The sequence below is a fragment of the Lysinibacillus sp. BF-4 genome, assembly GCF_000743635.1.
Lineage (GTDB): Bacteria > Bacillota > Bacilli > Bacillales_A > Planococcaceae > Metalysinibacillus > Metalysinibacillus saudimassiliensis.
In genome coordinates, this window is record NZ_JPUW01000012.1 from 1 (window position 1) to 23,175 (window position 23,175).

25 protein-coding genes, 15 tRNA genes, 1 rRNA gene and 2 pseudogenes are annotated in these 23,175 nt (G+C 40.1%); 29 read left to right on the top strand and 14 right to left on the bottom strand.

From position 1 onward, the window contains the following. The first annotated feature begins 73 nt into the window (after positions 1-73). The 17 genes from rrf to nagB all read left to right on the top strand — a co-directional run bounded on the left by rrf (position 74) and on the right by nagB (position 2,461). Positions 74-188: ribosomal RNA gene (gene rrf / locus CH76_RS05840) — 5S ribosomal RNA — on the top strand. Between the two features lie 14 nt (positions 189-202). Further along, a tRNA-Asn gene (locus tag CH76_RS05845) sits at positions 203-277 on the top strand. A 5-nt stretch (positions 278-282) separates the two neighbouring features. Then, a tRNA-Ser gene (locus tag CH76_RS05850) sits at positions 283-374 on the top strand. 18 nt (positions 375-392) lie between these two features. After that, positions 393-467: transfer RNA gene (locus CH76_RS05855), tRNA-Glu, on the top strand. 15 nt (positions 468-482) lie between these two features. After that, a tRNA-Val gene (locus tag CH76_RS05860) sits at positions 483-558 on the top strand. 22 nt (positions 559-580) lie between these two features. Next, positions 581-655, top strand: a tRNA-Met gene (locus tag CH76_RS05865). A 4-nt stretch (positions 656-659) separates the two neighbouring features. Beyond that, positions 660-735 (top strand) — tRNA-Asp (locus CH76_RS05870). A 10-nt stretch (positions 736-745) separates the two neighbouring features. Further along, positions 746-818: transfer RNA gene (locus CH76_RS05875), tRNA-Phe, on the top strand. A 16-nt stretch (positions 819-834) separates the two neighbouring features. Beyond that, positions 835-910: transfer RNA gene (locus tag CH76_RS05880), tRNA-Thr, on the top strand. 21 nt (positions 911-931) lie between these two features. Continuing rightward, positions 932-1,015: transfer RNA gene (locus CH76_RS05885), tRNA-Tyr, on the top strand. Between the two features lie 9 nt (positions 1,016-1,024). Continuing rightward, a tRNA-Trp gene (locus CH76_RS05890) sits at positions 1,025-1,098 on the top strand. A 30-nt stretch (positions 1,099-1,128) separates the two neighbouring features. After that, a tRNA-His gene (locus CH76_RS05895) sits at positions 1,129-1,204 on the top strand. 8 nt (positions 1,205-1,212) lie between these two features. After that, positions 1,213-1,284: transfer RNA gene (locus tag CH76_RS05900), tRNA-Gln, on the top strand. A gap of 6 nt (positions 1,285-1,290) precedes the next feature. Continuing rightward, positions 1,291-1,365 (top strand) — tRNA-Gly (locus CH76_RS05905). Between the two features lie 6 nt (positions 1,366-1,371). After that, a tRNA-Cys gene (locus CH76_RS05910) sits at positions 1,372-1,445 on the top strand. Positions 1,446-1,488: 43 nt separating this feature from the next. Beyond that, positions 1,489-1,569, top strand: a tRNA-Leu gene (locus CH76_RS05915). Positions 1,570-1,747: 178 nt separating this feature from the next. Then, positions 1,748-2,461 carry a glucosamine-6-phosphate deaminase gene (gene nagB / locus CH76_RS05920; RefSeq protein WP_081892639.1) on the top strand — a complete coding sequence of 238 codons (714 nt, stop codon included), beginning with the start codon at positions 1,748-1,750 and terminating at the stop codon, positions 2,459-2,461. A 15-nt stretch (positions 2,462-2,476) separates the two neighbouring features. Here nagB and CH76_RS05925 read toward each other — a convergent pair whose 3' ends face one another. The 3 genes from CH76_RS05925 to CH76_RS05935 form a co-directional block, all read right to left on the bottom strand. After that, positions 2,477-3,376 carry a DMT family transporter gene (locus CH76_RS05925; RefSeq protein ID WP_036144167.1) on the bottom strand — a complete coding sequence of 300 codons (900 nt, stop codon included), beginning with the start codon at positions 3,374-3,376 and terminating at the stop codon, positions 2,477-2,479. A 226-nt stretch (positions 3,377-3,602) separates the two neighbouring features. Continuing rightward, positions 3,603-4,106, bottom strand: coding sequence for a hypothetical protein (locus CH76_RS05930; protein ID WP_036144170.1), 504 nt, complete (start codon positions 4,104-4,106; stop codon positions 3,603-3,605). Continuing rightward, positions 4,103-4,603 carry a hypothetical protein gene (locus CH76_RS05935; RefSeq protein ID WP_036144172.1) on the bottom strand — a complete coding sequence of 167 codons (501 nt, stop codon included), beginning with the start codon at positions 4,601-4,603 and terminating at the stop codon, positions 4,103-4,105. Before CH76_RS05935 ends, CH76_RS05930 begins: the two co-directional genes overlap by 4 nt. A gap of 57 nt (positions 4,604-4,660) precedes the next feature. Here CH76_RS05935 and queG point away from each other — a divergent pair, with 57 nt between their 5' ends. Continuing rightward, a complete protein-coding gene (queG, locus tag CH76_RS05940) occupies positions 4,661-5,779 on the top strand; it encodes a tRNA epoxyqueuosine(34) reductase QueG (protein ID WP_036144174.1) in 1,119 nt (372 codons plus the stop codon). A 2-nt stretch (positions 5,780-5,781) separates the two neighbouring features. Continuing rightward, positions 5,782-6,252: a tRNA (uridine(34)/cytosine(34)/5-carboxymethylaminomethyluridine(34)-2'-O)-methyltransferase TrmL gene (gene trmL / locus CH76_RS05945; protein ID WP_036144176.1), complete on the top strand. Its 471-nt coding sequence runs from the start codon at positions 5,782-5,784 to the stop codon at positions 6,250-6,252. A gap of 24 nt (positions 6,253-6,276) precedes the next feature. Here trmL and CH76_RS05950 read toward each other — a convergent pair whose 3' ends face one another. After that, entirely contained in the window at positions 6,277-7,125 is an 849-nt protein-coding gene (locus CH76_RS05950) for a VOC family protein (RefSeq protein WP_036144179.1), read from the bottom strand. Between the two features lie 319 nt (positions 7,126-7,444). Here CH76_RS05950 and CH76_RS13815 point away from each other — a divergent pair, with 319 nt between their 5' ends. Together CH76_RS13815 and CH76_RS05955 are read left to right on the top strand one after the other, a co-directional pair. Further along, complete coding sequence (locus CH76_RS13815) at positions 7,445-7,615, top strand: hypothetical protein (RefSeq protein ID WP_152553293.1); 171 nt, start codon at positions 7,445-7,447, stop codon at positions 7,613-7,615. Positions 7,616-7,648: 33 nt separating this feature from the next. Next, complete coding sequence (locus CH76_RS05955; RefSeq protein WP_036144181.1) at positions 7,649-8,479, top strand: aldo/keto reductase; 831 nt, start codon at positions 7,649-7,651, stop codon at positions 8,477-8,479. A 25-nt stretch (positions 8,480-8,504) separates the two neighbouring features. On the opposite strand, the gene CH76_RS05960 is transcribed toward CH76_RS05955, so the two are convergent. Further along, a complete protein-coding gene (locus CH76_RS05960) occupies positions 8,505-9,314 on the bottom strand; it encodes an RluA family pseudouridine synthase (RefSeq protein ID WP_036144183.1) in 810 nt (269 codons plus the stop codon). Continuing rightward, positions 9,311-9,727 (bottom strand): disulfide oxidoreductase, encoded by a 417-nt coding sequence (locus CH76_RS05965; RefSeq protein ID WP_036144275.1) that lies wholly within the window; start codon positions 9,725-9,727, stop codon positions 9,311-9,313. Before CH76_RS05965 ends, CH76_RS05960 begins: the two co-directional genes overlap by 4 nt. A 137-nt stretch (positions 9,728-9,864) precedes the next feature. On the opposite strand from CH76_RS05965, the gene CH76_RS05970 reads away from it, so the two are divergent. Both CH76_RS05970 and CH76_RS05975 read left to right on the top strand, forming a co-directional pair. Beyond that, positions 9,865-10,977 (top strand): GAF domain-containing sensor histidine kinase, encoded by a 1,113-nt coding sequence (locus tag CH76_RS05970; RefSeq protein ID WP_036144186.1) that lies wholly within the window; start codon positions 9,865-9,867, stop codon positions 10,975-10,977. 13 nt (positions 10,978-10,990) lie between these two features. Continuing rightward, a complete protein-coding gene (locus tag CH76_RS05975) occupies positions 10,991-11,629 on the top strand; it encodes a response regulator transcription factor (protein WP_036144188.1) in 639 nt (212 codons plus the stop codon). Between the two features lie 36 nt (positions 11,630-11,665). Here the strand turns inward: CH76_RS05975 and CH76_RS05980 are convergent, their stop codons facing one another. Beyond that, positions 11,666-12,010 carry a YlbF family regulator gene (locus CH76_RS05980; protein ID WP_036144190.1) on the bottom strand — a complete coding sequence of 115 codons (345 nt, stop codon included), beginning with the start codon at positions 12,008-12,010 and terminating at the stop codon, positions 11,666-11,668. A gap of 21 nt (positions 12,011-12,031) precedes the next feature. Beyond that, a complete protein-coding gene (locus CH76_RS05985; protein WP_051910256.1) occupies positions 12,032-13,171 on the bottom strand; it encodes a DUF445 domain-containing protein in 1,140 nt (379 codons plus the stop codon). Positions 13,172-13,316: 145 nt separating this feature from the next. On the opposite strand from CH76_RS05985, the gene CH76_RS05990 reads away from it, so the two are divergent. The 6 genes from CH76_RS05990 to CH76_RS06015 all read left to right on the top strand — a co-directional run bounded on the left by CH76_RS05990 (position 13,317) and on the right by CH76_RS06015 (position 18,804). Continuing rightward, positions 13,317-13,520 carry a YheE family protein gene (locus tag CH76_RS05990; RefSeq protein ID WP_036144192.1) on the top strand — a complete coding sequence of 68 codons (204 nt, stop codon included), beginning with the start codon at positions 13,317-13,319 and terminating at the stop codon, positions 13,518-13,520. A gap of 119 nt (positions 13,521-13,639) precedes the next feature. Then, positions 13,640-14,968 carry a hemolysin family protein gene (locus CH76_RS05995; protein WP_235190365.1) on the top strand — a complete coding sequence of 443 codons (1,329 nt, stop codon included), beginning with the start codon at positions 13,640-13,642 and terminating at the stop codon, positions 14,966-14,968. Positions 14,969-15,055: 87 nt separating this feature from the next. Beyond that, on the top strand, positions 15,056-16,561 hold the full coding sequence (locus CH76_RS06000; protein ID WP_036144197.1) for a coproporphyrinogen III oxidase: 1,506 nt from the start codon (positions 15,056-15,058) through the stop codon (positions 16,559-16,561). Further along, positions 16,558-17,739, top strand: coding sequence for an MBL fold metallo-hydrolase (locus CH76_RS06005; RefSeq protein ID WP_036144199.1), 1,182 nt, complete (start codon positions 16,558-16,560; stop codon positions 17,737-17,739). The genes CH76_RS06000 and CH76_RS06005 overlap by 4 nt, the downstream gene beginning before the upstream one ends. Beyond that, the gene (locus tag CH76_RS06010) at positions 17,726-17,977 is read left to right on the top strand and encodes a DUF3006 domain-containing protein (protein WP_036144201.1); all 252 of its coding nucleotides are present in this window, start codon (positions 17,726-17,728) and stop codon (positions 17,975-17,977) included. Before CH76_RS06005 ends, CH76_RS06010 begins: the two co-directional genes overlap by 14 nt. A 44-nt stretch (positions 17,978-18,021) precedes the next feature. Next, positions 18,022-18,804: an HAD family hydrolase gene (locus CH76_RS06015; RefSeq protein ID WP_036144203.1), complete on the top strand. Its 783-nt coding sequence runs from the start codon at positions 18,022-18,024 to the stop codon at positions 18,802-18,804. Between the two features lie 50 nt (positions 18,805-18,854). On the opposite strand, the gene CH76_RS06020 is transcribed toward CH76_RS06015, so the two are convergent. The 6 genes and pseudogenes from CH76_RS06020 to CH76_RS14280 form a co-directional block, all read right to left on the bottom strand. Continuing rightward, positions 18,855-19,313, bottom strand: coding sequence for a DinB family protein (locus CH76_RS06020; protein WP_036144205.1), 459 nt, complete (start codon positions 19,311-19,313; stop codon positions 18,855-18,857). A gap of 79 nt (positions 19,314-19,392) precedes the next feature. After that, positions 19,393-20,352: a metal ABC transporter solute-binding protein, Zn/Mn family gene (locus CH76_RS06025; RefSeq protein ID WP_036144208.1), complete on the bottom strand. Its 960-nt coding sequence runs from the start codon at positions 20,350-20,352 to the stop codon at positions 19,393-19,395. Positions 20,353-20,374: 22 nt separating this feature from the next. After that, entirely contained in the window at positions 20,375-21,232 is an 858-nt protein-coding gene (locus CH76_RS06030) for a metal ABC transporter permease (RefSeq protein ID WP_036144280.1), read from the bottom strand. After that, positions 21,232-21,978 carry a metal ABC transporter ATP-binding protein gene (locus CH76_RS06035; protein WP_036144210.1) on the bottom strand — a complete coding sequence of 249 codons (747 nt, stop codon included), beginning with the start codon at positions 21,976-21,978 and terminating at the stop codon, positions 21,232-21,234. Before CH76_RS06035 ends, CH76_RS06030 begins: the two co-directional genes overlap by 1 nt. A gap of 192 nt (positions 21,979-22,170) precedes the next feature. Continuing rightward, positions 22,171-22,503: pseudogene (locus tag CH76_RS14275) on the bottom strand (methyl-accepting chemotaxis protein); the annotation flags it as partial. Between the two features lie 204 nt (positions 22,504-22,707). Next, positions 22,708-23,073, bottom strand: a pseudogene (locus CH76_RS14280) (PAS domain S-box protein); the annotation flags it as partial. Positions 23,074-23,175: the final 102 nt, after the last annotated feature.

A 23,175-nucleotide genomic window follows, 5' to 3' on the forward strand; every position in this document is an offset into this window, starting at 1 on the left:
AAGAATACTTCTTTCAATATAGATTAAGCAGCAAATTAGTTAAATAGAGTACTAACACAGTAATCTGTGTGAGTCTAGTGATAATGGCAAAGAGGTCACACCCGTTCCCATACCGAACACGGCAGTTAAGCTCTTTAGCGTCGATGGTAGTTGGGGTTAGCCCCTGCGAGAGTAGAACATCGCTAGGCAGTACTCATATTATTCCGAAGTAGCTCAGTGGTAGAGCAATCGGCTGTTAACCGATCGGTCGTAGGTTCGAGTCCTACCTTCGGAGCCATTCTTGGAGAGCTGTCCGAGTGGCCTAAGGAGCATGATTGGAAATCATGTAGACGACGCAAGTTGTCTCAAGGGTTCAAATCCCTTGCTCTCCGCCAGATAATCTAATTTAGTATGGCCCCTTGGTCAAGCGGTTAAGACACCGCCCTTTCACGGCGGTAACACGGGTTCGAATCCCGTAGGGGTCACCATTTCATTTATACCCAGGAGAATTAGCTCAGCTGGGAGAGCATCTGCCTTACAAGCAGAGGGTCGGCGGTTCGAGCCCGTCATTCTCCACCATAATTATTTATAGTAGTATTAACGCGGGGTGGAGCAGTGGTAGCTCGTCGGGCTCATAACCCGAAGGTCGTTGGTTCAAATCCGGCCCCCGCAACCAAATAGGTCCCGTGGTGTAGCGGTTAACATGCCTGCCTGTCACGCAGGAGATCGCCGGTTCGATCCCGGTCGGGACCGCCATTTTAATTATGGGTCAGTAGCTCAGTTGGTAGAGCATTAGATTGAAGCTCTAAGTGTCGGCGGTTCGATTCCGTCCTGACCCATATTTCTTTTATATTTGCCGGTGTAGCTCAGTTGGTAGAGCAACTGACTTGTAATCAGTAGGTCGAGGGTTCGACTCCTTTCGCCGGCACCATTATTTTTAGCTTATTAACCTGGAGAGGTAGCGAAGTGGCTAAACGCGGCGGACTGTAAATCCGCTCCTTAGGGTTCGGCGGTTCGAATCCGCCCCTCTCCACCAGTTTTTTATAGGGGCATAGTTCAACGGTAGAATAGAGGTCTCCAAAACCTTTGGTGTGGGTTCGATTCCTACTGCCCCTGCCAATTTTTTTTATTTCATCTAATATAATTATGGCGGTTGTGGCGAAGTGGTTAACGCACCTGATTGTGGTTCAGGCATTCGTGGGTTCGATTCCCATCAGTCGCCCCATTTATTTTTGGGGTATAGCCAAGCGGTAAGGCAACGGATTTTGATTCCGTCATGCCCAGGTTCGAATCCTGGTTCCCCAGTATTTAGCGGAAGTAGTTCAGTGGTAGAACACCACCTTGCCAAGGTGGGGGTCGCGAGTTCGAACCTCGTCTTCCGCTCCATAATAAGGCGGCATAGCCAAGTGGTAAGGCACAGGTCTGCAACACCTCTACCACCGGTTCAAATCCGGTTGCCGCCTCCATTATTCTAATCGGAAATTCCGGTTTTTTTTTACTTTAAATTAGGCCGATGTGGCGGAATTGGCAGACGCGTGCGACTCAAAATCGCATTCCTTTGGAGTGCCGGTTCGATCCCGGCCATCGGTATCATAAAAGGTTCTAGCTTAGCGGCTAGAATCTTTTTTTGTATGAGAAGGAAAAAGATAGCGTTATGCTGTCTAAGAATGTAAAATGAATATATTAAATTGTGCAACTAATACTTACTTATAAACGTTCTTATTTAAGATAAACGCGTTGTAAACAGGAAGGATACTTAACTATTATGGTGAAATGGATAGAGGTTACTACATACGAAGAAATGAGTCGTATTGCAGCAGAGTTATTTAGCAAACAAATGAAAGCTAATCCTAAAAGTGTGCTAGGTTTAGCAACAGGTGGTACACCAGTAGGATTATATGAAGTGCTTGTAGAAGAAGTTAAGGCTGGAGATATTTCGTTTAAAGATATTACTACATTTAATTTAGATGAATACGTTGGTTTAGCAAAAAACAGTCCAGCGAGCTATTGGACATACATGCATGAAACATTATTTAATCATGTTGATATTAATGAGGATAATGTACATTTACCAAATGGTGTTGCTACGGACCTTGAAGCAGAATGCGAAAATTATGATAAGCGTATTGCAGCAGCAGGTGGCATTGATTTACAGCTATTAGGTATTGGTGTAAATGGTCACATTGGTTTTAATGAACCAGGTACATCATTTGATTCTTTAACACATGTTGTCGAGCTTACAGAGTCAACGCGTACTGAAAATGCGATTTACTTTGAAGAAGGCGCTGAAATGCCAACGCATGCTGTAACAATGGGGATTCAATCCATTATGAATGCGAAAGAAATTGTATTGCTAGCATTTGGTGAGCGTAAGTTAGAGGCAATGGAGCAACTAAAAACAGGCAAGCTATCAGAGGATTTTCCTGCTAGTCAGTTAACAACACATGATAATATCACAATTATTTATGGTGGAACAAAATAAAAAATCGCTACGTACTTATTTAAGTGCGTAGCGATTTTTTTGATAGTTACATAATAATACACCAGTGATTACAGCAATGCCCCCAAGTAGTTGAAAGCCTGCTAGTTGCTCATTCAAAAATAGCACTGCAAATAGTGTAGCAAAAACAGGTATGAAATTTAAAAAGATACCAGCGCGGTTGGCTCCGATTTGTATGACGCCGCTATTCCAGCTAAGAAAGGCAATGATAGAAGCAAAGATACCAACATAGCCTATAGCGCTTACTGTGCTAACACTCCATGTAATGGCATGGGGCATTGTGAATTGTTCATAAATAAAAAATGGCAGTAACATAATAATACCAAGAGCAATAGTAACTAAAAAGTTTGCCTGACCATGAAGCTTAGTAGCATACTTTTTAACAAGTAATGAGTAGAGACTCCAGCACATTACAGCGATAAGTACAATCATATCGCCCTTGTTAAAATTAAGTGAAGCAAGTGAACTGATATTGCCTTTAGCTATAATAAAGGTGACACCAGCTAATGAGATAAGTGTACCAATAATTTGATTGATGGCAAGGCGCTCACGCAATAATAAAAAGGATAACAAGTAAATCATAATAGGCGTGGAAGAATTCATTAATGACGCATTAATTGAGGTTGTATAATGAAGCCCGATATACACTAAGGTATTAAAGGCTGCGACACCTGTAAAAGCCATTAAGAGTACAATCCATTTATGATGCCAAAGTGTACGCCACTCACGTTTAACATGTGGATAGGCAATAGGAGCGAAAATAATAAAAGCTGTACACCAACGAAGAAAAGCTAAACTAAATGGTGCAATTTGATCGCTAACTGCACGTCCAATAACAAAGTTACCACCCCAAAGTAATGTGGCAAGTACTAATAATAAACTAGGATGAAATCGCATAGGGTACTCCTTTCATATGTATGGATAAAACCACCGCTCCCTTGGGGAACAGTGGTTTTATTATTGCTACGGCTATAGAATTTTGCTAGTGACATAAACTACGAGGTTCCATTGATTTTGGTTGGTTATTGGTCAAAGGTAACGACGTAAAAGGTAACGAGTCATTGGTTGCATATAAGGTAATAGCCGTAAGCGCACCTAGCTTGGAGTCTCACCGTGCTAGGCGTTAGAAGTACATCGAATCATCAAAAGTTAATTGAATGCTATAATTTTTCGCATTGATTGCATTGGATAGGCGATGTGCTTTTTTTTCAAGTACTTCGGCTTTCTCTCGGTAAGTGGCAGGGTCAAACTGTGCAATACGATATAGCACTGTATCACCATAACCGTGTTGTGCTTCTTCTTTTTCATTTTCACCAAACATACGGTAGGTTGAAGCGCTCTCGCGAAGTTGTGAAGCCAGTTCAATTGCCTCCACTAAAGCTAGCTCTTCATCTTCAAAGGTAACAGTGTTAGCAATGTTAGCCTCATACACTAAACGGTCAAGTGTACGGATATCTTTACGTACACGTTCGAGGTCAGCATGAATAGCCTCCATTGAGCGATTACTTGTTACAGGTGCTTGATCTTTTTCAGTTGTAACGAAGGCTGAGCGATGAAGCTCACTTGTATACTCCGAAAACTTTGATTTTAAAATACTTTTTAGTTTAACTGCTTCAGCTAAGTTCATTGGGTATGCTCCTTTACGTCAATCGTATAGTCGCCACCATTGATTTGGCAAAACATTTTGGCTGCAGATGCTAGTAACTGCAGTGCGCGTTCTTTAGGTAAATCTTTTAATAGAAATACCTGTGTGATAGCTGTTGTTTGTGCATCAATGGGCGCTAGGTTAGTTGTATAAAGTACGTCTTGTATTGTGTAATGCGTAAGTTTAGTTGTATCAAAAAGTTGTACGGGTGATTCATACTGTAGCATAAAGAAATCATTAACATCATGTGCGCCGTTGCGTGTTGGTAAAAACTCGCCACGGTGGATTTGTTTGAATAGGTGAATGAAATGAGGCTCAGGTGTGATATGTTGCCATAACTTAACACCAGCGCGTTCAGATAATGGGGTTAAATCCATTTCAAGAAGCAAGTTTTCTTGATATAATCGAACACGTCCTTTAATCATTTGAGGCGCATCTGAAATAGTAACGCCTGTGTATTTTATTGTACCTACTAACACATGGGCACCCCCTTGCAATAATAAATGTAGTATAACATATAGGAGGCTAGAAGCGTTATGCGTGTGCATCAGCTACAACGAGAGCTTATCGCGTATGCGAAAGAAATTGGTATTGATAAAATTGGTTTTACTACGGCAGAGCCTTTTGTAAAGCTCAAGGACCGTTTATATACGCAACAAAAATTAGGCTATGCTTCAGGGTTTGAGGAGAGTGACATAGCACTTAGAACAGAGCCGCTTAAGCTCTTACCTACAGCACAGAGCATCATTGCGATAGCTGTAGCTTACCCCTCGCGTATGACAGAGCATATTGCGGGTAAGAAGGGTGAGCGACGCGGGATTTTTTGCCGGGCATCTTGGGGTACGGATTACCATACGGTATTGCGTGAGCGCTTAGCAAAACTTGAGGCATGGCTACGTGAGCGTGTGCCTGAAGCCGAGCTGAGCTCGATGGTGGATACAGGGGCGCTTGTAGACCGAGCAGTTGCAGAGCGGGCAGGTATTGGTTGGAGTGGTAAGAACTGTTCTATTATTACGCCTGAGTTTGGCTCCTACGTGTACTTAGGCGAAATGCTAACAAATATACCTTTTATAGCAGATGAGCCCATAGAAGATGCCTGCTTGGATTGTAGGCTTTGTTTAGACGTATGCCCGACGACAGCTCTAGTAGCACCAGGACAACTAGATGCGCAGCGTTGTATTGCGTATTTAACACAAACTAAGCAAGAGATGCCACTTGAGTTTCGTAAGCATATTGGTAATCGTGTGTATGGTTGTGATACTTGTCAAACGGTTTGCCCTAAAAATAAGGGGAAGACCAATATGTGGCATGAAGAGTTTAAACCAGAGCCAGCGCTTGTGAAGCCCTTGTTAGAGCCATTACTCACGATTTCAAATCGCGAATTTAAAGAACAGTATGGTGATATGTCAGGCTCGTGGCGAGGCAAAAAGCCGATTCAACGTAATGCTATGCTTGCACTGGCCCACTTTAAAGAACAAAGTGCGTTGCCTGCATTGCAACAAGTATTGTTTGAAGATCCACGACCAGATATAAGAGCTACAGCAGCTTATGCTATTAGTGAAATTACTGAAGATACAGTAATGCTAGAGCAGGCAAGAGAACGAGAGACAGATGAAGCGGTGCTACGAGAAATTGCCCGTATATTAGGAGAGTAAGTATGTCATTAAATATTGTATTATATCAACCTGAGATCCCTGCTAATACAGGGAATATTGCCCGTACATGTGCTGGTACAAATACCGCGCTACATTTAATTCGTCCGCTAGGTTTTTCGACGGATGATAAAATGTTAAAGCGTGCAGGATTAGATTATTGGAGTAGTGTCGATGTACATTATCACGATTCACTGGAAGATTTTTTAGCTTATGCGGCACAAGGAGAAGTTTATTTAATTGAGACGTATAGTGATAAGCCATACTCTGCGTATGATTTTAGTGGAGAGCGTGATATTTATTTTATGTTTGGACGCGAAACAACAGGGCTGCCCAAGGATTTTGCAGAGGCGCGTAAAGATATGTGTTTGCGCATTCCGCAGAGCGATAATGTGCGCTCATTAAATTTATCAAACAGTGCAGCTATTATAATTTATGAAGCGTTGCGTCAACGCGGATTTGAAGGGTTAAAATAAAAAGCGCCGAGCTCGGCGCTTTTTTTAATAGAGGATACGTACTTCATTACCAGAGGGGTCAATTGTCGAAAAGCCATTTGTAAGTGGTGTAATTTCGGCATTAAAGGGGCGTAAATTATGCATAATTTTATCCGCCTCAGCTTTATTAGCTACATCAATCGTAAAGTGAGCGAGCCCAGTTTCACTGGCCTTTTTAGCTGGCGCACCAAGTGACTCCCAAATATTCATACCGATATGGTGGTGGTAATCGTCCGTAGAGAGGAACAGTGCTTGATCACCGTAAGCTGCTGTAATGTTATAGCCTAAGCCTTGAGTATAAAAATCGCGCATAGCAGGAAGACTCGTTACGGAAAGGTGAATATGACCTAAAATAGTACCTTCAGGCATGCCTTGCCAACCATCTGTAGCTTCTGTTAAGACATCAGCTACGTTTAAACGATACGTACTCATTTTAACCATACCATCATCTAACCACTCCCAGACTTTAGGGTCGCGGTCAGTATAAATCTCAATACCATTGCCCTCAATATCATTTAAATACAGCGCTTCACTGACATCGTGGTCCGATGCACCAAGACGCATACCAATGCGATCAAAATGCTGTAAAATATGAGCTAAATCTGAGCGGTGTGGTAGTAAAAAAGCAATATGGTAGAGGCCAGCTGTTCGGTGTTCTCGTTCAGTAGCGCTAGCTAGTTGCTGCAATGTTACGAGTGGATGTACACCGTCTGCGCTTAGCTCTACTTCGTTGTCATTACGTAAAATAGCTTTAAAACCGAGTGTTTTTTCGTAGAAATTTGTCATAGCATGCAAGTCTTTAACATGTAGTGTTATATGTTTAATATAGTGTGCGGGTTTTTCATGGAATTTCATAAATTGTTCCTCCTTTGTTTGCTTTTACTATACCCCAAAATATAAAAAAAGAAGCGTCGAATGCTCGACGCTTCTTTTTACGCTATTATTTATCAGCTGAGTAGCCTTTACCTTCGTAACCTGCCGTGAAGATAGCAGTTAGGAATGAAATAGAAACTCCAATAATTAGTAATAACTTCATGGAAGAACCCTCCTCATGTAATAACAATATATAGTTAAGTATAGCTCAACTAAAAACAAAATGAAATGATATTCTGTACGAAATTATGGCATAAATCGTTCGGAAGGGGGAATAGGATAAAAAGAGAGGAGTGTTTGTATGAAAAAGAACCCAAATGGCGAAATGGCTAATGACTTTGAAGAAGTAAAAAAGTTAGGTAAAGAGATGGAACAAATGCATGATGAAACTGAATTAGCTGCAGAGCATAAGCAAGCAGATCCTGAGCAATTTACGGATGCTGAGCATCATGTTAAGCATAAAAAACAATAATGCTTTACACTACTAAATAAAGGAGTGGTGAGGATGGACTTTATTACATTAGCAAATGGTGTGAATATGCCACAGCTAGGCTTAGGCGTCTATAAAATGACAGACCCTAAACAAACATTACAAGCAATTGATGAGGCATTAAAGGACGGTTACCGTGCGATTGATACTGCGTCTTTTTATAATAATGAGCAACAAGTAGGCGAGGCTGTGCGCGCAAGTGGCATAGCACGTGAGGATTTATTTATTACAACTAAAGTGTGGAATGATGACCAAGGGTATGATAGTACACTACGTGCATTTGAAGTGTCACTGAAAAAATTAAATATGGATTACCTTGATTTATATTTAACACATTGGCCAATTGAAGATAAATTTGTTGATACATACCGTGCGATTGAACGCCTCTACGAACAAAAGCTCATTCGTGTGCCAGGTGTATCTAACCACCATCAAAAGCATTTAGCTACTTTAGAGCGCGAGGCAAATGTAATGCCAATGGTTAACCAAATCGAAATGCATCCTTACCTGCAACAAAATGAGTTACGTGCTTACTGTGCAGAGCGTAATATTGCAATTACAGCTTGGTCACCGCTTGGTCGCGGTGTTGTGCTAGATGATGAAGTGCTAGCAGAAATAGCGAAGCGTTATGGTAAAACACCAGCACAAATTATTTTACGTTGGCATGTGCAACAAAATGTAATTGTAATACCTAAGTCAGTAACACCATCACGTATTAAATCTAATATCACAATTTTTGATTTTGAACTATGTGATGAGGATATGCGTTTACTATCTAATCTAAATCAAAATAAACGCTTTGGGGTCAATCCAGAGTTACCGGATTTTGCGAAGCACTTTAAATAAAAATGAAATGGCGTAGAGCGCCATTTCATTTTTTTGTTATCGTTAATTTTTGGTGAGTAATTGGGTGCGTAAAGCCAACTGTAGTAGCTTGCAGTGCATACGTATTGCCACGTGGCTGTGCACCATATAAGGTATCGCCTACAATAGGGTGTCCAATGGATGCCATGTGGACACGGATTTGATGAGTACGACCTGTTTCAAGCGTTAGCTCTACTGTAGTTGTGGCAGCGGTTTGTGCTAGCACGCTATAATGCGTAGTAGCCTTTTGCCCTGCATTACTAATAATACGACGAGAGCCGTGATGACGGTCCTTGCCAATACCTTTTGTAATAACGCCTTGCTTTTTACGAAGCACACCTTCGACAACAGCAGTATATTTACGTGTGACCTTATTGTCTGCAAGTGCGGCATCAAGCGCTGCTTTTACAATAGGGTTCTTTGCAATAACTAATAGACCACCTGTACCCTCGTCCAAACGATGGACGTGTTCTGCATAACCATCAGTATATTTCATTACCGCATTCATGCATGTATTGTTTTGCCCAGGTTCATTGGGGTGAGTTGGCATATTTTGTGGTTTATTGACAACAAGTAAATGTTCATCCTCAAAGGCAATTGTGAGGGGGGTATCATTTGTTACATAGCTGCTTGTAGCAACAGGTACTGCGATTACAAGTTCAGTTGAAGCGGGTAATGTGGCTGTCCAGCTAACAAGCTCATCATTAACACTAACTGCTTTTGCCATACGCAAGGCGTGTACATATTTTTTACCTAAGTGAAGCTCATTGCGTAGGACATTTTCGATGGTAGTGTCGTGCGTTAAAGTATAAATCATTTTGCTTCACGCATTAAGGCGATTGACGCTATGATAATCATAACGAAAGCTACCAGTGATAAAAATGGGATGGTAACAAAGCCAAACCAATCGATGTATTGTGATGTACAAGATACTGTTTTACAAGCAGGTGCTGTGTCTGCTAAAAAGCTAAGCTTTTGAATGCCGTAGTGATAAAGCGCAATAGCGCCGCCAATACCTGAAAAGACTAATAATGTTAAGGCGATTTTGGCGTTTTTTTGAATAATGGCAATCGTTGATAGTAGTAAAATAGGATACATTAAAATACGCTGATACCAGCACATCTCACAAGGGATGTAGTTGCGTACTTCAGAAAAATATAACGAGCCTAGCGTTGCAACAAGTGAAACTGTCCAAATGGCAATGAGTAGGTTTTCTGATTTTTTTGTGATGGTAAACACCTCCATGATTTCGCTATTGATTATAAATCTTAGTAAGTTACTTGTAAATGAAAAGGTCACAGCTTTCCGCCAAAAGTATGAACAAATTATAACAGTAGCAAGTGCTATGATAAAGGGAGGCAGATAAGATGTACGAAGAACAATCTAATATTGTATTGCTAAAGGAAATTGCAGAGTTATTAAATGAAGGTACTGAAATTTTTCCGATGTTGCAAAAGGCGCTCGATAAATTTTTAGCAGGTACAGCGTTTGAAGCAGGTTGGATATTTTTTATTGATGAGTTAGGCAAGCCAAAGCTCGTTACGCAAGCTAATTTACCTGAAACACTATCCTATAAAGGTTGCTATTATTTAGAGCACGGTGAGTGCTGGTGTGTGTCACGCTACCGCAACCAAAAACTAGAGAAGGCCTCTAATATCATTGCATGCCAGCGCATTGACAATGCTATTGCGGCAGAAGTGGGACAACATAATGATATTACGCACCATGCGACTGTGCCGTTGCAGTCGGGCGATGAGCGCTTTGGTTTGTTAAATGTTGCTTCGCCAAATACGGTACGTTTTTCGGATGAGGAGCTAGCCTTACTTGAGTCAGTAGCCTTTCAAATGGGATCAGCAATTAAACGTATTGGCTTAACCAAACAGGCACAAGAGGTGGCATTAGCACAAGAGCGTAATCGGTTAGCGCGTGATTTGCATGACTCAGTTAATCAGTTATTGTTTTCTGTTACGTTAACTGCGCGTGCAGGTGTGGAGATGGCAGAGCAACCCATCGTAAAGGAAACTTTTAAAGAAATCCAAACACTGACTCAAGATGCCTTAACAGAAATGCGCGCTTTAATTTGGCAGTTGCGCCCTAAAGGTTTAGAGACAGGGTTACTTGAGGCAATTAAAGCTTATGCCGAAGTGCTTGGCCTAACATTACATGTGACAGTAGCAGGTGTGCTACAATTTCCCTCACGTATTGAAGAAGCATTATTTAGAATTACACAAGAGGCGTTAAATAATATACGTAAACATGCAGGCGTTACAACAGCTACATTATATGTAACGGTTACATCAACTGATGTATTATTAGTAATTCGTGATGAGGGACGTGGCTTTGAGTTTGATGCTAGTAGTCAATTATTATCGATGGGGTTACAGTCCATTCGTGATCGTGCGAAAGAAATGAGCGGTACTGCCGATTGGGTAAGTGCAATTGGGCAAGGCACAGAAATTTTAGTGCGCCTGCCCTATTAAAGGAGGTAAGCGTATGATACGCGTATTAATTGCGGATGATCACCATGTTGTACGACGTGGTTTATTATTTTTTTTAAAGACGCAAAAGGATATTGAGGTAGTAGGTGAGGCCTCAAATGGTGAAGAAGCGGTGCAACTAGCAACTGCGCTTGAGCCAGATATTATTTTAATGGATTTAGTTATGCCAAAGCTTAATGGGATTGAAGCTACAGCTAAAGTGAAGGAGTTATTGCCAAAGACAGAGATATTAATGTTAACGAGTTTTTCGGACCGTGACCATGTGATACCTGCACTAGAGGCAGGGGCGGCAGGCTATCAGTTAAAAGATATTGAGCCCGACGAATTAGTCAAATCCATTCGTCAAATTATGGGCGGTGAACATATCTTACATCCTGATGCTACAATTACTTTAGAGGCGCAACAACAGGAGTTAGCAAATGCACCGCATACTGCTAACCCTTTAACACCGCGTGAGCGTGATGTACTCGCGGAGCTAACAAAAGGTAAAAGTAATAAAGAGATTGCGAGCTCCCTATTTGTTACTGAAAAAACCATTAAGACACATATTTCTAATATATTTAGCAAGCTAGAAGTACAAGACCGTACGCAAGCAGCATTATATGCGGTGAAGCATGGCTTAACAGAAAGCTAAAGAAAAAGCGTTCGTCGGCCGACGAACGCTTTTTGCTTATAAATTATCGTACATGCCTTGGATTGGCTTCGTTAGCACACGGTTGATTTCTTGTAATAAGCCGCTTAGTGCCATTTCTGCTTCAAGCATTGTTAAAATTTTTGGGTTTTGCTGTGCAAGTGACGCTACTTTTTGTGCGTGTTGGTATTCGTCTTCGGCAAGCTCCATGCCAGCCTCTTGCTTTTGCATTAACTGCATTTGTACATCGCGGAAGTTTGTAAATAATGCGCGTGCTTCCTCGTCTTCTTGTACAATTTTAACAGCTTCTTCAAGTGTTTTAAATTCGTCCGTTTTACGGAAAGTTGCCTCTAGGCGATTTAAATCATCATAAATATTAATCATACGTAGCCTCTTCTCTATAATTTATCCTATTAAGTATACAATTAAGCCTTGCACAATACCAATTAAACCACCAAGTAGCGCACCAAGCACGGTGATCATTTTAAACTCACGTTTCGAAATACCAAGCACTAAATCTTCAAGAGTTGCCACAGGGAATGAATCTACTTGTTCACGTACAACCTCTTGTAGATTTAATCGTTTTAGCACGTCCTCTAATTTATCCTCAGCTGCTACAAATCCTTTAGCTACTAATTTAGGGATTAGCGTATCATTCATGTAAGTATTGCCATCTTGCCAGTAATATTTAAGTGGTTTATCCAAACGTGCTTGCACAGCAAGTTGTTGCTTTGCATAGCTTTGTACTTTTTCGACAATAGGCTCAAACTGTACGTCCTGTAAAAAATCAAGTGCTGGACGCTCTTGCAAGCTCTGCCATTCTTTTTCGAAAATTGAAGTTAGCAGTTGGTGAGATGAGTCCGACTGTAGTAACTTAACAACTTCCTTTTGTACTTTAAATACCATTGAAGTAGAATCACCCATAAACATTTGCACCATATTACCAAGCGAGCCTTTAGAGCCTAAAAACTCGTCAATCATATGTTTAATTGTTGCTTCGCCCTCAGGTGAGACGAAATAATCGCGGCCTTTGTTTAAAATGTGCTCAACAGCTAAAGGGATTTTGCCATCAATGGTTGCTTTAATATCATCTGATAATAATTGATTGATGGGCTTAGTTGCTAGTGTATGATGTAGGCTACCAAATTGCTGTACAATGACGGTGTCGACCTTTTGTTCAATGTCGCTAGCGACATTCGGGAAGCCAGCTGTTGTTAGCCAGTGTTGAATGGTGCGGTCATCAAACAATAACTCGTCTGATTTTTTAGTTACAAAATCCTGCACCTTGTCCTTAATATCTTGCGAAAAGAATTTTTTTCGGATGGTATCGGGTGTTAATAAATAATTCGTTACCGTTACGCCAAGTTGTTTAGCTAACTCATCGCGTCGTTTAGGGATAAGACCGGGTGTAAAGGGTAAGCGCTTTCCACGAAAATAAATAGGGTTATGTGGACGGAATAACATTTTAATTGCTAGGTGATTGGTCATGCCACCAATTAAAGCGCCAATGAAAGCCATAAAGGCTAAGGTAAAAATAATTTTCATAATATGCCTCACTTTCTACAGAAATCCTGTTGTTATTATAGCAAAATGGGGTAATGAAAAGAAAACAAATGCGCCGTTGTTGTTGGCATAATGCGCGTGTTACGTCATACTGTAGAAACACGTGATAAAGAAAGGAAGATTTTGCATGATTCAACATTTTAATTTTAAACCAATGTTTGAAAACACGCAGCTACCTGGCTGGTACGTTTCATTCTTTTATAAACAACAACGTTACGAGGCAGAATATGCGAAAGATGGCACGATACGCTTTTTACAAAATGCACCCGAAGATGAGCAAAAAGTAAAAGATATGGTGCATGAGTTAATGCTGTTTCACGTATATGATTAAATTTGTATTTTACGCCTAAATAATTTATTATTGAAGGCAACTAACATTTTTTCACTGTAGGAGGTGTACACTTTGTTTTCACGCTGTGGGAACAAAGGATTTATTTGGACGGAGACATATTGGTGATAACCATACGCTTGGCAGTATTTGCTGTCTTAATTGCCCTAACGGCATTTTTTGTTGCATCGGAGTTTGCGATTGTAAAGGTTCGTAAAACACGTATTGATCAACTCGTTTTAGAAGGAAATAAAAAAGCGGTTAAAGCGCAAAAGCTCGTTAATAATTTGGATGAATATTTATCAGCTTGTCAATTAGGTATTACAATGACAGCGCTTGGTTTAGGTTGGATTGGTGAACCTACATTTCAGGTGATGCTAACGCCACTCTTTGATTTCTTAAACTTAGATGCGCGCTTAACTACAATACTGTCATTTATTATCGTATTCTCGATTGTAACGTTTTCACACGTCGTTATCGGGGAGTTAGCACCAAAGACAATTGCTATTCAAAAAGCTGAGACAATCGCTCTTTATTTAGCTGGTCCGCTAATTTTATTCCATAACATCATGTATCCATTTATTAAGTTATTAAATGGTTCTGCTCGTGCATTAACAGGCCTATTTGGTTTTAAAGCAATTAACGAGTCAGAGGCAGCCCATACTGAAGAGGAGCTGCGCATGATTTTAGCTGATAGTTTAAAAGGCGGTCAAATTAATACTTCGGAGTATAAATACGTGAACAGTATTTTTGAGTTCTCTGATCGCCTAGCAAAAGAAATCATGGTACCACGTACCGAAATCGTAGGTATCGAAAAAGAGTTAACCATCAAGCAAGTATTTGAAGTTATGGGTGTTGAGCAATATACACGTTACCCAATTATTGATGGGGATAAGGATAATATTATAGGACTTGTTAATATGAAACATATTTTAACGGCCTATATTAAAAATCCAGCCAACGGCAATAAGCCAATTACCGCGTATATGCAACCTATCATTCGTGTTATGGAAACTATGCCAATCAGTGATTTATTATTAAAAATCCAACGTGAGCGCATCCATATGGCGATTTTAATTGATGAGTATGGTGGTACATCAGGCTTAGTTACAATTGAAGATATTATTGAGGAGATTGTGGGCGACATTCGCGATGAGTTTGACGCAGATGAAGTAGCAGAAGTACGTAAGATTGGTACAGATCACTATATTTTAGATGCCAAGGTTATTGTGGAAAACGTGAATGATTTACTTAATATTTCAATTGAAGATGATGATATTGATACAATTGGTGGCTGGTTTATGACAAACCACTTCAACGCTGTACAAGGTGATACAATTGAGGCGCAAGGCTATGCCTTCACTGCTAAAGAATTAGACGGACATCACATTTTATATGTTGAGGTTAAAAAATTACCAGAGCCAGTAGAAGAACAAACCGAACAAGACTAAACACAAGCTGTTAACTACATGACGTAGTTAGCAGCTTTTTTTGTTACAATGAGAGAGAACATAAAGTAAAGGAAGCGTAAAACACTTATGAAAATTATTCAGTTAGATAAAAGTTACAAGGAAGACTTTATTCGCGTATTTAATCACTTAGCGAATTTATTTTTTGAGGACAGTAAAATTAAAGTCGAAGCGGCTCAACCTGATATGCAGGTTAGCTTTACGGAAAAAGTGGAGGGGCTAACCTTCTCAACAACAGCGACGCTACTTGTAGAAGGTAAAACGTATACGCATGCCTATAGTAAAACATATGAACAAAACGTGAGCGAGCGCGAAACAAATATTCGTCGCAAGCGCGCGCTGTCACATGTTTTACTAGATGTGCTTGAGCAGTACACAGGCATGAAGCAAGCATGGGGGATTTTAACGGGCATTCGTCCAACAAAGCTCTATCATAAAATGCGTAAATCAGGTATGAGCGATGAGGACATTGCAACAACACTGCGTGAAGACTTTAGAATTAGTGACGAAAAAATTGAGCTTATGCAAACGATTGTTACGCGACAACTCGCAACTATTGAGGACCTTGACCGCATTCAAGAGGAAGTAAGTATTTACATTGGCATTCCATTTTGCCCAACCAAATGTGCGTACTGTACTTTTCCGGCCTATGCGATTGGCCACCATCGTAAAAAGGGACATGTCATGGGCTTTTTAGATGCGCTACATTATGAGCTAGAGGAGATTGGTAACTGGTTAACTGCGCATAACAAAAAAATCACATCTGTATATTGGGGTGGTGGTACACCAACTTCGATTGAAGCAGACGAAATGGACGCACTCTACCAAACATTTAATGATTACTTCCCACATTTAACTGCCATTCGTGAGGTGACGGTAGAAGCAGGAAGACCTGATACAATCACACCTGAAAAGCTGGGGGTATTACGTAAATGGGATATGGACCGCATTAGTGTTAATCCACAGTCTTATACTAACGAAACTTTAAAAGCTATTGGACGCCATCACAGTGTTGAAGAAACCATTGAAAAATTTTGGTTAGCACGTGAGGAAGGCATGAATAATATTAATATGGATTTAATTATTGGTTTACCAAATGAAGGTATTGAAGAGTTTGAGCATTCACTTCTAGAGTCTGAGAAAATGCAACCAGAATCCCTAACTGTACACACACTATCTTTTAAACGCGCGTCAGAGATGACACAAAACAAAGATAAGTATCGTGTTGCTGACCGTGCTACTGTCGAAGAAATGATGCATATGGCAGAGCGCTGGACTAAGCGTAACCAATACGAGCCGTATTATTTATACCGCCAAAAAAATATTTTAGGTAATCTCGAAAATGTTGGTTATAGTAAGCTCGGTGAGGAGAGCATTTACAATATTGTTATTATGGAAGAAGTCCAAACGATTATTGGCATTGGCTGCGGGGCTTCGTCTAAGCTTGTAGACGCTAATGGTCGTATTACCCAGTTCCATAATGCTAAGGATCCTGCGGCATACGCAATGACTGTCAAAGCGGATACAGAGAAGAAGTTAGCATTGTTAACACAATTAGAGGAGGAGCGCGTGTGAAGAAATATATCGGGCTAATCCTTGCACTCCTTGTTTTAGTAATTGCGGGTTGTACACAAGTACCGCAAGAAAAAAAGGAAACTACAGAAATTAAAGGAGACGCTACCTTACAAGTACAGTTTTTAGATGTTGGGCAAGGCGATAGTATTTTGGTTATCGCACCAAATGGTAAAACGATGCTAGTGGATGCAGGTACAAAGGGAGCTGGGCGTAATGTAGCGAGCTATATTAAAGGACTAGGTATTACTAAGCTTGATTTTGTAGTAGCTACACACCCTGATGCTGACCATATTGGTGGGCTAGTGCCTATTTTACAAGAGTTAGAAGTCGGCACATTTGTTGACTCAGGCAAGGAGCACACATCGCAAACTTTTATTGATATGCTGACGCTGATTGATGAGCATGATGTCAATTACGAGGTGCCAACCATTGGTGAGTCATGGCAGCTTGATAAAAAGGTAAAAGTAGAAGTGCTTTATGCTAACGAAGCGGCAAAAGATAATAATGATGCCTCTATCGTATTACGTGTTAGCTATGGTGAGGTATCTTACTTATTAACAGGAGACGCAGGCATTAAACTCGAAAAGGAAATGCTCGCAAATGGCGATGTTCAAGCGACATTCTTAAAGGCTGGTCATCATGGTTCAAATACAAGTAGCTCGCATGAGTTTATTAAAGCTGTCCAACCAGAAGTAGCCATTTTAAGTTATGGCGAGGGTAATAAATATGGTCACCCACATAAAGAAGTAGTAGATGCCTTAATTGCAGAGGACGTCGAAATTTACAGTACAGCGGAGAGTGGCACGATTATTACAGCAACGGATGGGGTTCATTACTCTATTACGGGCGTTCCATTTGAGCATTTAGAAGGTGAAAAACCAACAGGCGTAAGTATCACGCGTAAGGATTTAATCGGTGAAGAGGTAGATATTACAAATGGTAGTAATGAAGCAGTATCACTTTATAATTGGCAGTTAATTTCTGTTGAGGGTAATCAAATCTTTACCTTCCCTGATGTAACACTACAGCCTGGCAAAAAAATCACAGTAACGAGTGGTAGCGGAGCTAAAGAAGGGAAGCATCATATCAAATGGACAGGCAAACAAATTTGGTTAAATGATGGTGATGCGGCTATTTTAAAGGATGCGAAGGGAGCTGTTGTAAGTGAACTCGACTGATTACACACTAGACCGCATTGATGATGGCTTTGCTGTATTTTTACAGCGACCTGACGAAGAGGAGCAATTGCTTATTAAACAAGCGTTTGTACCTGAGGCTATTAAAGTAGGGGACATTGTAACGATTACAGAGCACAATGGCTGCTATTGTTTTGAACAGCAGCAACAACAAACAGAAGATGCACAAGCAACGGTACATGCGCTAATGCAAAAACTACGCAATAAAAAACGTAAATAACTATGGTAAACTAAAGTAACTACCATGTAAGGGAGATAGAGACATTGATTACAACTGTTATTTTTGACTTAGATGATACATTATTATGGGATAAAAAAAGTGTGCAAACGGCTTTTGATAAAACATGTGCGTACGCAGCAACTAAAGTAGAGGTTGACCCTATACAACTAGAGCAAGCAACACGTCAAGCTGCACGTGAGCTTTACCAAGGCTATGAAACATATGATTACACCGTATTAATTGGTATCAATCCATTTGAAGGACTATGGGGCACATTTGATGATCCGACACCTTCCTTCCAAAAAATGAAGGACATTGTGCCACAATATCGACGCGATGCTTGGACACAAGGCTTAAAGGCTTGCGGTATTGATAACGAGGCATTAGGTGCTGAATTAGGTGAGTACTTTGTTGAGGCACGCATTGCTTCACCGCAGTTATATGAAGATACATTTAAAGTGTTAGATGAGCTAAAGGGCAAGTACAAGTTAATTATGTTAACGAACGGCGCACCTAGCCTACAAAACTTAAAGTTACGAATTACACCAAAGTTAGTACCATACTTTGATCACATTATTATCTCAGGCGATTTTGGTAAAGGTAAGCCGGATGTTTCGATTTTTGAGCATGTGCTTGAAGTAGCTGACATTACAGCGGACGAGGCGATTATGGTTGGTGATAATTTAAATACCGATATTTTAGGCTCATCACGACTTAACATGAACAACGTTTGGATTAACCGTGAGGGTGCAACACCAACAACTGTTAAACCTGTTTATGAAGTGTCATCATTAACCGAACTTACAGCTTTACTAAAAACACTATAAGCAAAAAGCTAACGAAGTGGTAATTGAACTGACCACGCCGTTAGCTTTTTTTATTGCATTTCTTTAGTTGGGCCCATGACAGGCGGCACACGTAAACCTGCTTGACGTAATAGTACCGTCATTTGCCCCACGTGATGCGTTTGATGATTAACTAAAATACGTAATACCTGTCCACGAGGCATGTCATTGCCAAACAATGTCACAGGTTGTAGTAAATCTTCATTCATTAGTGTTTTTACTTTATCAGCAATTGTTGACTGCATAGTTGTATAACTCGCAATCGCGTGCGCCATATCGCGGTCAGCCTTAACAGTTGGAAGTGTACAGCCAATCACATTGCCAAACATCGTGCCTACTTCAACCAAATGCCAAGCTAGCCAACCTAATGTATTATGTCCTTCTACAATGGCTGTGTCTTGCGTATCATTTGTAATGGCTTCGATTGCTTTAGTTGCACCTTTTGCGGCATTTTGCCACTCCACTAAAAAATCTTCAGTATGTCGATACATTCCACTCACTCCTTTACATGTATACTACCTGTTAACGAAAAAAAGAGCGAGGAAACGAGCCCTCACTCTTTTAACTTTATTATTTTGTTACTAGACCATCATGGATTTTTTCGATGTTAGAACGTAGGAATTTTGTATACGTTTCACCGTCTGTACCAGAGCGACCTAATTCATCCGAATAAATTTCAGCAGCAATGTCAACACCCGTTTCCTTCGAAACAGTTTCCATTGGACGCTTGTCTACGTTAGACTCTACAAATAACGCAGGGACTTTCTTCTCTTTTACTAATTCTACAAGTGCTTTAATTTGTGCAGGTGTACCATTTTCTTCTGTATCAATTGCCCAAATATAACCTTCATCAAGTCCATAATGAGACGTCATGTATTGGAAAGCACGCTCACTTGTCACAAGCATACGATTTTTTTCGTCGATGTCGGCAATTTTCGATGTGTATAAATCATCAATCTCTGTTAGCTCAGCTAAAAATGCATCTGCATTTTTTTCGTAAGTTTCTTTATTGTCTGGGTCAATTTGTACTAATGCATCGCGTACATTTTCCACCATTTGAATACCAACAACAGGTGATAAGAAGGCGTGAGGATTCATTTCTTCTTCTTGACCATCTTCTGAAGCTAAGTACATTGGCTCTACGCCTTTCATTACTTCAAAAACTTTATCATCTTCTTTTTTAACGTTCTTTGTTAGCTTAGTAAACCAGCCTTTTTCGCCGCCTTCAAGGTTTAAACCATTAAAGAACATTGCGTCTGAGTCTGTAGCTTTTTTAATATCTTCAGGTAGTGGCTCGTATTCATGAGGATCTTGACCAATTGGTACCATGCTGTGTACATCAACTAAGTCGCCGCCCACTTCATTTAATAAATCATTAATAATAGAAAATGTTGCGATAAGCTGAAGCTTTTCACTTTTTGATTCTTCACTCTTAGGTGAATCTGTAGCCTCTTTTTTATCTCCGCATGCAGCGAGTGCAAATACGGCTACGAGTGCTAATAAACTAACTTGCCAAAATTTCTTAAACATGTGTAATCTCCTTTTGATTAAATTATTGTAATGCTGTTTTATGCTTACGCGCACGCAATTGGCGCCAAACAATCCCGTGTTTTGGTGAGAATAAAAACGCTACGATAAAGAATGAAGTCGTAACGAGTACGATGGCTGCACCTGATGGCCAGTTGTAAACAAAGCTAATGTATAGCCCGATAACTGCTGACAATGCGCCAAGAATAGCTGAAATGGTAATCATGATAGATAGTCGGTTGGTTAATAAGTAGGCAGTAGCAGCTGGTGTGATTAACATAGCAACAACTAAAATAATACCTACTGTTTGTAGTGATGCAACAGTAACGAGTGTTAGCAGCACCATTAGGAAGTAATGAATTAATTTATTTGGTAGCCCGTAAGCTGCTGCAAGCGTTGGATCAAAAGTGCTCACAAGTAGCTCTTTATAAAATAAGCCAACTGCAATTAACACAACAACACCAACTGCAAGTGTCATCCACATATCTGAGTCACGTACAGATAGCACATTACCAAATAAAATACTTGTTAAATCGGTACTTGTATTTGCTTTACCAATTAAAATGATACCAATTGCGAAAAATGCAGAAAAGACAATACCAATAGATGTATCATTTTTAACACGACTGTTTTGTGTAATAAAACCAATGCCAAACGCTGTCATTAAACCAAAAGTTACAGCGCCGTAAAAATAGTTAATGCCCATCATATAGGATAGCGCGACACCAGGTAGTACTGCGTGTGAAATAGCATCACCCATAAGTGACATACCACGCAAAATAATAAACGAACCAAGTACACCGCAAATAATACCTACAATAACAGAAGTAAATAATGCTTTTTGTAAAAACTCATATTGTTGAATATCCTGAATAAAACTCATCATGACGGTGCTACCTCCATTGCATCCCAAAGTGAAAATTGTGCTTTGAAGGCTTTCTTCATTGTTTCAGGCACCATTACTTTTTCGACAGCGCCTGCACCGATGATTTCGCCGTTAACAATAATTAAGTCATCAAAGTAATCCTTAACCTTTGTTAAATCATGGTGTACAACGAGTGCTGTTTTACCTTCATCACGTAATTCTTTTAGGATTTTAATAATGAGTGCTTCGCTTGTCACATCAATCCCAACAAAAGGTTCGTCCAAAAAGAAAGTATCTGCTTTTTGAGCGAGTGCTCGTGCTAAGAAGACACGTTGCTGCTGACCACCAGATAGCTCACCAATTTGGTTTTTAGCGAAATGCTCCATCCCAACTTTTTCTAAACAATGGTAAGCCCATTCACGGTGCTCTTTTTTAGGTCGCTTAAATAGCCCAAGGCTTGGATACGTGCCAAGTAAAACGGTATCAAGCACCGTGATGGGGAAGTCCCAGTCAATAGTGGCACGTTGCGGTACGTAGGCAATTTTATTACGCACATTTTTAATAGGTTGCCCGTCAATTAGCACATTGCCTCGATCTTTAGGGATAAGTCCTAAAACGGCTTTCATCAATGTAGACTTACCAGCGCCGTTAGGGCCCACAATACCAATTAGCCGTCCTTGCTCCATAGTAAAGCTAACTTTCTTTAATACTTGTTTTCCATAATATGAAACATATAAGTCATTCACCTCTATGGCATGACCCATAACATCACCTTCTCTTTAAAGTTTCCTAAACGCAACTTAATGCGCAAAAAAATTTGATTTTCCTACGTGCAACTTTTGAAGTAAAAAAATAGTCGAAGTTTCCTAAGACCAACTTTCGATAATCCCAATGATAAATGATATCAACAACTATGTAAAGCAAAAAAATGAGTAGCCAATGACTACTCACTTAAATTAAATAATAGAAGTGAAGCTTTTTGCTTCTTTGTCTAACGAATGTGCTGCTTCAGTAATAACTTCGAAATCATTTAAGGTTGTCTGAATTTGCGATAAATTTGTTGCTACTGTGCTATGGATGTCATGCACACCTGTCGCCATTTCTTGGATTTCATTAGTAATTGCATCAACACTTGAGCGTACTTCAATTATGGATTTTTCGACGCTGACGGATAGCTTACGTACCTCGTCTGCTACAACATTAAAGCCTCGTCCATGCTCACCAGCGCGCGCTGCTTCAATCGCTGCATTGAGCGCTAGTAAATTAGTTTGTGCAGCAATTTCTCGAATGGTTTGCACAACTTGCTGTATATCTTTTGTACGTTTTTCTAAGGAGGAAATAATACGCGCATTATTGGTTGAAATAGCGGCTACTTGTTCAATACCTGTTGCGAGGATACTGCTACTTTCGATGCCATTGCTTGATAAATTATTTAAATCCTCTGCCATATGGCTAAGGTTATCCGTTACTGACATGATTGTTGTATTGCGCTTGGTAATATCAAATGCAATTTTTAACACATTACATACGCGCTTACGTTCGTCGAAGATGGGCATATAATTTGCTTCAAGCCAGAGACTATTACCACGTGCATCACGACGTTCAATTTTATCTTCATATTTACGGCCTGATAATAGGTTACGCCAAAAGCGCTCATACGATTGACTTTGTGAAAAACTAGGGAAACAAAGGTCGCTATGCTGCATGCCAATCATTTGCCGAGGTGTGTAACCCACAACGTTTGCAAACGCCTCACTAACATATTGTACTGTACGATTTTTATCAAATAAAATAATCGCCATATTTTTATCCAGCGCTTGTACGATAAATTTGTTTAAGTTTTGTTCTTGTAAATTCATTTAATTATCCCCTAACTACTATGCTTTTAGTAGTATACCCCTACTCGTACTAAATAATCATAGTAAAGTTACCTAAATAAAATCTAAATCAGTAACTTTTCT

Bases quoted from the DNA above. Each gene is read 5' to 3' on its own strand.
- CH76_RS05925 (WP_036144167.1), bottom strand. From the start codon at position 3,376: ATGCGATTTCATCCTAGTTTATTATTAGTACTTGCCACATTACTTTGG.
- CH76_RS05930 (WP_036144170.1), bottom strand. From the start codon at position 4,106: ATGAACTTAGCTGAAGCAGTTAAACTAAAAAGTATTTTAAAATCAAAG.
- queG (WP_036144174.1), top strand. From the start codon at position 4,661: ATGCGTGTGCATCAGCTACAACGAGAGCTTATCGCGTATGCGAAAGAA.
- trmL (WP_036144176.1), top strand. From the start codon at position 5,782: ATGTCATTAAATATTGTATTATATCAACCTGAGATCCCTGCTAATACA.
- CH76_RS05950 (WP_036144179.1), bottom strand. From the start codon at position 7,125: ATGAAATTCCATGAAAAACCCGCACACTATATTAAACATATAACACTA.
- CH76_RS13815 (WP_152553293.1), top strand. From the start codon at position 7,445: ATGAAAAAGAACCCAAATGGCGAAATGGCTAATGACTTTGAAGAAGTA.
- CH76_RS05955 (WP_036144181.1), top strand. From the start codon at position 7,649: ATGGACTTTATTACATTAGCAAATGGTGTGAATATGCCACAGCTAGGC.
- CH76_RS05960 (WP_036144183.1), bottom strand. From the start codon at position 9,314: ATGATTTATACTTTAACGCACGACACTACCATCGAAAATGTCCTACGC.
- CH76_RS05970 (WP_036144186.1), top strand. From the start codon at position 9,865: ATGTACGAAGAACAATCTAATATTGTATTGCTAAAGGAAATTGCAGAG.
- CH76_RS05975 (WP_036144188.1), top strand. From the start codon at position 10,991: ATGATACGCGTATTAATTGCGGATGATCACCATGTTGTACGACGTGGT.
- CH76_RS05980 (WP_036144190.1), bottom strand. From the start codon at position 12,010: ATGATTAATATTTATGATGATTTAAATCGCCTAGAGGCAACTTTCCGT.
- CH76_RS05985 (WP_051910256.1), bottom strand. From the start codon at position 13,171: ATGAAAATTATTTTTACCTTAGCCTTTATGGCTTTCATTGGCGCTTTA.
- CH76_RS05990 (WP_036144192.1), top strand. From the start codon at position 13,317: ATGATTCAACATTTTAATTTTAAACCAATGTTTGAAAACACGCAGCTA.
- CH76_RS06000 (WP_036144197.1), top strand. From the start codon at position 15,056: ATGAAAATTATTCAGTTAGATAAAAGTTACAAGGAAGACTTTATTCGC.
- CH76_RS06020 (WP_036144205.1), bottom strand. From the start codon at position 19,313: ATGTATCGACATACTGAAGATTTTTTAGTGGAGTGGCAAAATGCCGCA.
- CH76_RS06025 (WP_036144208.1), bottom strand. From the start codon at position 20,352: ATGTTTAAGAAATTTTGGCAAGTTAGTTTATTAGCACTCGTAGCCGTA.
- CH76_RS06030 (WP_036144280.1), bottom strand. From the start codon at position 21,232: ATGAGTTTTATTCAGGATATTCAACAATATGAGTTTTTACAAAAAGCA.
- CH76_RS06035 (WP_036144210.1), bottom strand. From the start codon at position 21,978: ATGGGTCATGCCATAGAGGTGAATGACTTATATGTTTCATATTATGGA.